The sequence below is a fragment of the Collinsella aerofaciens genome, assembly GCF_028209885.1.
Classification (GTDB): domain Bacteria; phylum Actinomycetota; class Coriobacteriia; order Coriobacteriales; family Coriobacteriaceae; genus Collinsella; species Collinsella aerofaciens_BA.
This window is the reverse complement of the sequence record NZ_JAQLEM010000048.1, coordinates 1-9513: the sequence shown is the minus strand read 5'-3', so window position 1 is coordinate 9513 and position 9513 is coordinate 1. Positions and strand designations below refer to the sequence as shown.

The following is a 9513-nucleotide window of genomic DNA, read 5'->3' as shown; positions in this document are numbered from 1 at the left end:
GGCTACATGTCGCCGGTCGAGTTCAGGGAAGCGGGGCTGTCCCTCCCGGAATCGTCCAAATAGATGTTGCCAATCCAAGTTGAGCTTCGGCACGAGGTCGGAGCGCAGCGCGTTCCTGGGCCTGGCGATGACCCTGGGCGCGAGGGCGCCGTCGAACGGGTTCCTCCCGATCGTGTCGTTGCTGCGCTTCAGCAGGACGGCGTAGAGCCGCTTGCCGAGCTTGAATGACTTGTTGAGCGTGTCCGGCGCCGTGCCCAGGGCGATCCTGCGCCTCGACCACGCGTTGACGTCGTCGGTCGTCACCTCGTTCACGGGGACCAGACCCAGCTCGTCTCGCTCGATGTGCAGGGCGCTGTAGTGGTAGTCGTCGCGGGTCGTCGGGGTGATCCTGTTCATCTCCAGGCAGAAGTCGATGAACTTCTCGAGCGCCTCGGAAAGCGGCAGCGCGGCGTAGTCATCCCGCTGTTCGGCGGGAAGCCCGGCGCCGATAGCGGCCCTCGCCTCCTCGGCCTCGGCGAGTTCCAGCTCGACCTCCGACCTGAATTCCGCGAGGACGCGCATCGCCGCCGCCTTTCCCCGCGCGCTCTGCTTCAGGCAGGGCACGCGGGTGTTCCTGGTCCTCTGGACCTTCTTCCCGGTCATCTCGTCGGCCACCGTCACGACAGCCTGCCATTTGCCCTTGTTCTTCCTCACGCCGCCGGCTCCGCATACGCGTAAGGTTTTATTGCTGCATTTCTCGTTCTGCATGTCTGCTCCTAAATCCGCAGTTGATTAGAAACAGGCGGGCCCACCTGCGGGAACCCGGAGAGGCGACGATTCGGGGCTCCTACCCCCGTTGATTAAATCATCGGCTGCACCGCGCTCCTCGAAGCCGAAAATATGCTATCTGGACAGACCGCGCTGAGCTGGTAAAATTTGCAAATGCGGAAATGCGCTACTTGCGCTATCTGCGCGTGTTTTAACAAAATAAGCACAGGTCAGGGTCATTCTGACCTCGCTGGGGGTCAAGGGGTCGCTGGTTCGAATCCAGTCGTCCCGACCAGAAGTTTGCAGGTCAGGCACCTAGTGCCTGACCTTTTTTGTTTTTAATCACCATGATTATTTTGCTTAAAGCAACAACGTTCCCGATCGATGTAATCACAGAATCAAAACGTGTACATCAGCCACCAAAATCGATATGTTTGGAGGCTGATGTACACGAATGCGAAATCCCCCGCCGCCTAAAAGCACCTTCCACATGTCTGGACTCTCTATGGCTGCGCTGGATAGGACATCGCCGGAACGGGTATAGTATCGAAAGTTTTGTCGTTAACCAGCGGGGGAGTCCTGTGGGCATCAAAAAGAAGATCAAAAAGGAGCTTATCGGCACTTCCGATTACCCGTCGAATAAGATCTTTACGATCTCCAATTTCATCACCTTTACGCGCCTGATCCTCACCCTGGTATTTCTGTACCTGTTTGTGACGGATAACAACCGCGTCATCGCCATCGTTATCTACGCCGTTGCCGCCTCCACCGACTGGATGGACGGTCAGATCGCCCGCATGACTAAGACGGTCTCGTGGCTCGGCAAGGTCATGGATCCCATTTGCGACCGTGCGCTGCTGTTCACCGGCGTACTGGGACTGGTGGTCCGCGGAGAGCTGCCCATCTGGGTCTGCGTACTCATTATTGGCCGCGACATCTATCTGGGCATCGGCACGCTTATCGTGCGTCATTATCACCGTCGCCCCATCGATGTGGTCTTTCCCGGGAAGATTGCCACAGCGCTGCTCATGACCGGCTTCTCACTCATGCTGCTCGGTTTCCCCGTTATTGACGGCCTGCACCTTTTATCTTCAACCCTTACGGCCTTCCCGGGCCTCAACGGAAGCTCGGTGCCCCTCGGCATCTTCTTTGTGTACGGCGGCGTGATCTTCTCCATGCTCACGGCTGTCATCTACTCCATTAAGGGCGGAGTGGCCATTAAACAGGCTCTCGCGCATCCCGAGGACGAGGACATCGACTTTCTGAACCCTGAAATCGAAGACTGATTCGTTGGGGTATGATTACGTACGGTTCATTATTTGCGGCACGTCCGCGATAAGTTAGGGGTTGTCATGGACAACATGGTTAACAATATGCCTCAGAATGATAAGACTGCTGACGCTACCTGCGTATTCCGCGTGCCTTCAAGCGACGTCACCGTTCCCGACCTCATGGCCAACGTGCGCATCACCGCCCCCGTTCTGTCCATCGTCAAGGGTCCGCAGACTGGTGCCGCCTTTGAGCTCGAGGACGACGTGACCACCATCGGCCGCGATCCCGCGAACGGCATCTTCCTCAACGACATGACTGTTTCGCGCAGCCACGCGCGCATTATTCGCGAGGGCCTCGGCGCTCGCATCGAGGACCTGGGCTCGCTCAATGGTACCTGGGTCGACGGTGCCATTGTCAATGCAGCCCCGCTGCACGACGGTTCTTCCGTTCAGATCGGTACGTTTACGCTCATCTACCACGAGAGCACGCCGGAGCGCATCGAAACCGGTGAGTAGGGCATGGCCGAACGCAACTATCTGAGTATCGGCCAAGTCGTCAACCTACTTCGAGGCGCATACCCCGATCTTTCGAACTCAAAAATTAGATTTCTAGAGGATGAGGGGCTCATTACCCCTCATCGTACGCCTAAGGGATACCGTCAGTACTCTAAGGAGGACGTTGATCGCCTGGAGGTCATCCTGCACTTGCAGAAGACCCGCTACATGCCGCTCAACGTGATTAAGCAGCGCTTGGAAAACGCCACGGACTTGTCAACGCTCGCCTACGAGGTGGGCTTGCTGTCCGATGTTCCGCTCAAGACGGAGCCCAAGGAGACTAAGCAAAAGCTGCATCCCATCGAGACCATTCCCGATATGCTGGGCGTCGAGATTTCGTTTATCCGTTCGCTCGCCGAGAACGACCTCATTCGCATCATCAAGAGTCCGCAGAATCGTGAGCTCGTCGATGGTCGCGATTTCCCGATCATCCGCTACTGCTCCGAGCTGTCACGCTTCCATATCGAGCCGCGCAACCTGCGCCAGTACGTGTCTTCCGCCAACCGCGAGTCCTCGATGTTTGAGCAGGTGCTCGTGAGCATGCTCGGAATGGATACCTCCGATGACGAGCGCGACGCCAAGCTCGAGCGTGCGTTTAAGAAGCTTCACGACCTGACGGAAGGTGTGCACACTGCGCTGCTCAAGAACCGCGTTTTTGAGTCGCTCAACGCCGTGGTCGAGGACGCCGACATCGATGCACTCGATGAGGAAATCACTCGCTCCGAGTCCACCAAGGCCAAAAACGAAGAGACAGCCGCACCGGCTTCGCACGAGGATTCTCTCGTAAAGCCGCTCAAGGTCGTCGCCCCTTCGCAATCCGGCACCGCCACCGCGGGCAAATAACCGCTGCTGAAATTTCGGCAACCCATTGAAAGGTCATGTAATGTACGACTTCGAATCTCAAATCGTCGACATCCCCGACTATCCCGAGCCCGGAGTCATCTTTAAAGACATCACGCCGCTCTTTGGCAATCCCGAGGCGCTCAAAGCCATGACCGATGCCCTCGCCGAGCACTTTGCCGGCATGGGAATCACCAAGGTCGTGGGTCCCGAGGCTCGCGGCTTTATGGTTGGCGTACCGGTGGCTGTAGCCCTTGGCGCCGGCTTTGTTCCCGCACGTAAACCGGGCAAGCTGCCGCGCGAGACCGTAAGCCAGAGCTACGAGCTCGAGTACGGCACCGATTCAATTGAGATCCATGCCGACGCTATCAGCTCTAAAGATACCGTGTTGATTCTGGACGACTTGGTCGCGACGGGCGGAACCGTCGAGGCAACAGGTAAACTGGTGCAAGATATGGGCGCAAAGCTTGTCGGTTACGGTTGTATCCTTGAGCTTGCGTTTCTCAACCCGCGCGAGAAGCTCACGCCGTCTGATGACGATGTGGAGCTCTTTAGCCTGGTGACGGTGGACTAGCCGTTACCCTTAGTTACTGGAAAGGAAGCTACATGCGCACAGCAAACACGCATAAAAACATGGCACGCTGCGCTGCTACGGCAACCCTCGCTTGTGTTTTGGGCTTGGGCCTCGCGGCTCCTGCCTACGCCGATACCGCATCCGACCTTGCCGCTGCTCGTACGAAGCTCGAGCAGATCGGTACCCAAACTCAGCAGATTTACGATGATCTCGCCACGCAGACGCAGGCGCTCGATCAGACTGCCGGCGAGATCACGCAAAAGCAGCAGGAGATCGCCGATGGTCAGGCCAAGCTCTCAACCTATGTCGCCGGCGAGTACAAAACCGGCGGTCTGAGCCTGCTTCAGGTTCTGACGGGTGTCGATGACCTGAGCGATATGCTCAACCGTCTGTTCTACTACGGCAAAGTCTCCGATAAGCAAGCTCAGACCATTCAAGAGGTCAAGGAGCTTAAGCAGCAGCTCACCGATAAGCAGGCCGAGCAGGAAAAGAACGTCGCCGCTACGCAGAAAAAGGTCGACGAGCTTAACGCCCAGCAGGCTGAAGCCCAGAACGTCGTAAACTCCCTGGATTCGCAGCTGCAGGCCGAGCTTGCCGCAGAGGCCGAGGCCAACGCCGCGCTGCAGGCCGGCATCAACGCCAGCACCGCCGAGAAGGCCACGGTGAGCAACGAGACTGCCGGTACGACCGAGAACACCAACAACGGTGGCCAGACCAGCAATAACAACAACCAGGGCGGCAACACTCCGGCGCCCACGCCGACACCTGCTCCGACGCCGCAGCCCTCCACGCCTGCTCCGGCTCCGACGCCTTCTGCTCCGAGCCAGTCCGTCGATGGCGGTTCTGTTGTCTCGCGTGCATACAGCAAGCTTGGTTGCGCCTATTCCTGGGGCGGAATTGGCCCGAACAGTTTCGACTGCTCTGGTTTTGTTAGCTATTGCCTCACTGGTCGCTATTGCCGCCTGGGCACCACGGGTACCTTTATGGGCTGGACGCGTGTGTCCGATCCGCAGCCCGGTGACGTTGTGGTCAACTCGTACCACACCGGCATTTACATCGGTGGTGGTCAGATGATTCATGCTTCCGACTACAACACGGGTGTTATCATCAGCTCCGTTGCCGCCGGCATGAACAATAACTATATCTTCGTGCGTTACTAAGTATTCAGATAAAGCAAACGGATATGGACCTCGTGGCTTTGAGTCATGGGGTCCATTCTTTTGCCTTTAGTGCAGTCCGCTATCTAGTTTTGAATACTAGATAGCGGCCCAATCGGTCTGCAAGATGGCTATAATTGTATGGGAACAATTAGAAAGGACCCTCTATGAGCTGGGCACTTATCTCCGATTCAAGCTGCAACCTCCGCGATTGGCAACCGACCGCACCCCATACCACCTTTGCATTTGCGCCCCTCAAAATTCGAGTGGGGGAGCGTGAATTCGTCGATGACCTTTCGCTCGATGTGCATGAGCTCAACTGCGCTGTACAGACGGAGACGAACGCTTCTTCGAGCGCTTGTCCCAGCGTAGGGGAGTGGGCCGAGCTCTTCAAATTGGCAGACAAGACCATCTGCATGCCGATCTCTGAGGGCGTGTCGGGCAGCTACAATGCGGCAGCCACGGCTCGCGATATGGTTCTTGCCGAGGAGCCCGACCGACAGATTCATCTAGTCAATTCACGCGCAGCTGGCGGCAAAATGGATCTCATTTTCTTGCTGTTCGACCGCTATCTTGCAAGCAATCCGGATGTCTCATTCGAGGACGCTTGCGCATACTTCGATAGCCTTGAGCAGAACAGCAAAATCCTCTTCAGTTTGTGCAATTACGAAAACCTCGCCAAAGCCGGACGTATCCCTAAGGCAGCCGGCGTCATTGCCAACAAGCTCAATATCCGCATTTTGGGCACGGCGAGTGAGGCCGGTAAAATCGAACTCGTCGGGCACACGCGTGGCGAAAAGAAGATGCTCAACAAGATCATCGACACTATGGAAGCCGAGGGCTTTACGGGCGGTGAGGTCATCATCGATCACGTTGAGAACGAAGCTGGAGCCCAGGCGCTTACTGATCGCATAGTCGAACATTGGCCCGGCTCCAAGACCATCATCATGCCCTGCAACGGCCTGGATTCCTATTACGCCGAGATGCACGGCCTGATCATCGGCTACGGCATGGGCGTAGCTTCGGGCAAATAAAGTCCAACCAAGCAAAAAAAGCGGGCGGGACAAAGCGACAGATGGCTCTTTGTCCCGCCCGTTTTATACGTCGGCTAGCTATTAAACCCGTTGAACTTGAGATAGCTCATCAAGTAAGCCTTCGAAACAAAGGATGAAACCGCACTGCGCACAAGCAGCGACTCACGCGTTACCTGATGCGCCGTATCGGGAACCGGCGTCTGCTCGACGGAAAACGCCGAACGAATCGATGCCTCGAGCTGATCGACTACATAATCGAAGGCCGTCGGGGCATCGTAGCTCAAACGCTGAATGTTAAAGAGTGCCTGCACCGCAGCAATAGGTAGCACCTGCTTAAAGATGCAGATAGCGATCAGGCGGGCAATCTGCTCGCGGCCATATTGCTTTTTGACCGGAGCAGGCACCAGGCCAACCTTTACGTAGTTATTGATCATCGATGGCGTAATGATAGGCTGCTCAACGCAAAGGGACAGCGGCTCCATCCACAGCGCAACATACTCAATGACCTGGTCGCGGTAGAGCGTCACATTGGGCAACTGGTCATAGCGCGGCAGACTCAACGTATTAAGTTTGCGCACGATATCGGACTGAATAAATGCATCAGGCAGCACAGTGGGCTGAATATCCTCAGGTTTAATGCTGACCGACGAATCAGACATCGGAATAACGTGTTTAACGTGGTTCATAAAGGTCCTCCGTTCATTTTCTATATTGTATTCTACGTTATCTAGTTTTGCATACCACATAGCCGGCAAGAAAATGGCGGGACAGCGCACTGATGCATCGTCCCGCCATTTAGTTAATCAATAACAACCTTACATAAGATATATTATCGTACTTATCCACGGAGAAACGCGTATGCGCTCGTTGCTGCTATGGCTCCGTCCGAAACAGCGGTCACAACCTGGCGTAAACGTTTGGAACGGATATCGCCAGCGGCAAATAGACCTGGCGTGCGGGTCGCCATGGATTCATCAGTCAGAATGCCGCCATCAGGCGCCAGATCGACTAAATGCTCAACGAGCTCGGTATGGGGCTGCGTTCCGGTAAAGACAAAGATGCCAAACGAGCCGGGCTCAAATGACTCGGTATGAGTCTCGCCGGATGCATTGTTCTTAAAGGTAATCGTCGTTGGCATGACTTCGCCCGATAGCTCCACAATACTAGTTTGGTACCTAACTGTAATATTGTCCTTTGCGAGTACTTTCTGAACGACACCATCAGGCGCACGAAACTGATCGCGGCGCAGCACGATGGTCACGCTGTTGGCGATTTCTGACAGGAACAGAGCCTCTTCGCATGCCGAATTGCCACCACCGATTACAAAGACCTGTTTGCCGCGGAAGAACATGCCGTCACATGTTGCGCAATATGAAACGCCACGACCGCGATACGTATCCTCGCCAGCGAAACCTGCCGGACGCGGCATGGCACCCATGCAAGCGATAACGCTCGAGGCCAGCGTATCGCCCATATCGTGATGCACCGTAAACAGCGCTGCATCGGCATCGTAGTCGACGCCCGTCACCATACTCCATTCAACCTGAGCCCCCAAGCCTTCAGCATGTTGTTGGAACCGCTCACCAAGTTCAGCACCGCTCAGCAGCGGAATGCCCGGATAGTTCTCGACCTCATTGGTTGTGGCGATCTGCCCTCCCGACATGCCCTGTTCAATCACGGTCGTCGTTAGGTTGGAGCGCGCCGCATAAATGGCCGCAGCATAGCCCGCAGGGCCGCCACCGATAATCGCAACATCGATCGGCTGATCGGTAGTCATGAAGAGACCTCCTGTCGAAAGATTGGCGTTCTTTGCGCTCATACCCAAATTTAGGCGAACGTGACACTCATGCACTACAATGATTCATTGCGAAACAAAGATGAAGGGGAGTTATCGATGGATCAAACGCAGACGAGCAACGACGCTCCCCTGCCAACGCAAAGCACTCCCCAACCGGAGCAAATGACCGTTTCACCTGCACAAAAACCCCTAGTAACCATTGTACACGCATCGGTTGGATCGGGCCACAAAGCCGCCGCCAACGCGATTGCACAAGCATTTGACCTTATCCGCGGCACCAAGGGAATCCCTGAGGATGTTGAGATCGAAGTCCTGGATATCCTCGATTTTGGACGCATTAGGTTCGATGGTAATAAAACAGCAGCGTCGTTTACCGGCGCCACGCGTCCCATATATGACCTAACCTGGCGATACACGTTTACGGGACATCTGCTCTGGGGCGGAGGCACGGCATGGTCACGTATTATGTTCCCTGCCTTCAACGAATATGTCCGCACCCGCAGGCCCATAGCCGTGGTCGCAACACACATCACGGCGGCCAACGTCGCTGTGGGTGCCCGCGTCATCACGGGTATCGATTATCCCGTCATCTGCGTACCAACAGACTATGAAGTCGAAGGCTTTTGGCCCCACAAGGACACCGATCTGTTCTGCGTAGCCAACGAATTTATGGCCGAGACACTTCGCCCCCGTAAAGTTCCCGAGACCAAAATCCGCATTACAGGCATCCCCATTCGCGCCGGGTTTGATACGGACTACAATCGCGAGGAAGAACTCGAGAAGTTCAATCTCCCCGCTGACAAGACCGTTGTGTTGGTGATGGCCGGTGCCAGTTTGCCTCAACCGTACGTTCGCTTTCGCGCGGAGATGGACCGCACACTCCCCTTCCTGCGCAGCTTCGAGGACATGCACTTTGTCTTTTTGCCGGGCAAGGATGAGGAATACGCCACCCGCCTCAAGACGCTCTTCGACGCCATGAAGCTCGAAAACGTCACGGTTCTGGACTACGTGGACGACATGGCGGCCCTCATGCACGGCTGCGACCTGGCAATCCTCAAATCGGGCGGACTCACCGTCACCGAGTGCCTGTGCGCACATCTGCCGATGATCCTGCTGGGCAAATCATACGGCCAGGAAAAGGCCAACACCACGATGCTCACCGGCATGGGCGCCAGCATGCATGTCACCACCGCACGAGAACTCATCGTGACGTTACGCCATCTCCACGATCATCCCGAGTCGCTCAAGGCACTGCTCATCAATGGCGAAGTGCTGCGCCGTCCACGCGCAGCCGAGGACATCGCCATCGCAACCATGGAGCTCGTAGGCAAGCCCCAAAAGCGCAAACGAGCCTTCTGCCGCTTCTACTGGGGCGAAAAACCCGCGCATATCCGCTAGCATTGGACTGTCCGCTTACCTGTGGGAGGCCCCTATATATCATCCCATGCTCAAACATTCTCGCTGCGCTGCGAAACTGCGCGTGGGACGATATATAGGGGCCTCCCACAGGTAAGCTGCGTTAACGTACTAGCAGATA

The 9513-nt window shown here is 56.1% G+C and carries 10 protein-coding genes; 7 read left to right on the top strand and 3 right to left on the bottom strand.

Annotation, left to right across the window (positions count from 1 at the left end):
* Positions 1-747 (bottom strand): hypothetical protein (locus PMX21_RS09445; protein WP_271759233.1); only part of this gene is annotated, 747 nt, incomplete at its 3' end.
* Between the two features lie 581 nt (positions 748-1328).
* Between PMX21_RS09445 and PMX21_RS09440 the strand changes: the two genes are divergently transcribed.
* The 6 genes from PMX21_RS09440 to PMX21_RS09415 all read left to right on the top strand — a co-directional run bounded on the left by PMX21_RS09440 (position 1329) and on the right by PMX21_RS09415 (position 6178).
* Complete coding sequence (locus tag PMX21_RS09440; RefSeq protein WP_040359866.1) at positions 1329-2033, top strand: CDP-alcohol phosphatidyltransferase family protein; 705 nt, start codon at positions 1329-1331, stop codon at positions 2031-2033.
* 66 nt (positions 2034-2099) lie between these two features.
* Positions 2100-2534 (top strand): FHA domain-containing protein, encoded by a 435-nt coding sequence (locus PMX21_RS09435; RefSeq protein WP_006236002.1) that lies wholly within the window; start codon positions 2100-2102, stop codon positions 2532-2534.
* 3 nt (positions 2535-2537) lie between these two features.
* Positions 2538-3416, top strand: a complete 879-nt coding sequence (gene ftsR, locus PMX21_RS09430; RefSeq protein ID WP_118227236.1) for a transcriptional regulator FtsR — start codon at positions 2538-2540, stop codon at positions 3414-3416.
* Positions 3417-3456: 40 nt separating this feature from the next.
* Positions 3457-3987, top strand: a complete 531-nt coding sequence (locus PMX21_RS09425; RefSeq protein ID WP_161160295.1) for an adenine phosphoribosyltransferase — start codon at positions 3457-3459, stop codon at positions 3985-3987.
* A gap of 32 nt (positions 3988-4019) precedes the next feature.
* Positions 4020-5147, top strand: coding sequence for a coiled-coil domain-containing protein (locus PMX21_RS09420; RefSeq protein WP_271759232.1), 1128 nt, complete (start codon positions 4020-4022; stop codon positions 5145-5147).
* Between the two features lie 164 nt (positions 5148-5311).
* Positions 5312-6178, top strand: coding sequence for a DegV family protein (locus PMX21_RS09415; RefSeq protein ID WP_271759231.1), 867 nt, complete (start codon positions 5312-5314; stop codon positions 6176-6178).
* 74 nt (positions 6179-6252) lie between these two features.
* On the opposite strand, the gene PMX21_RS09410 is transcribed toward PMX21_RS09415, so the two are convergent.
* On the bottom strand, positions 6253-6864 hold the full coding sequence (locus PMX21_RS09410) for a DUF1836 domain-containing protein (RefSeq protein ID WP_172677984.1): 612 nt from the start codon (positions 6862-6864) through the stop codon (positions 6253-6255).
* Between the two features lie 152 nt (positions 6865-7016).
* Complete coding sequence (locus tag PMX21_RS09405) at positions 7017-7955, bottom strand: NAD(P)/FAD-dependent oxidoreductase (RefSeq protein WP_271759230.1); 939 nt, start codon at positions 7953-7955, stop codon at positions 7017-7019.
* Positions 7956-8072: 117 nt separating this feature from the next.
* Between PMX21_RS09405 and PMX21_RS09400 the strand changes: the two genes are divergently transcribed.
* On the top strand, positions 8073-9374 hold the full coding sequence (locus PMX21_RS09400) for an MGDG synthase family glycosyltransferase (protein ID WP_271759229.1): 1302 nt from the start codon (positions 8073-8075) through the stop codon (positions 9372-9374).
* The last annotated feature ends 139 nt before the right edge of the window (positions 9375-9513 follow it).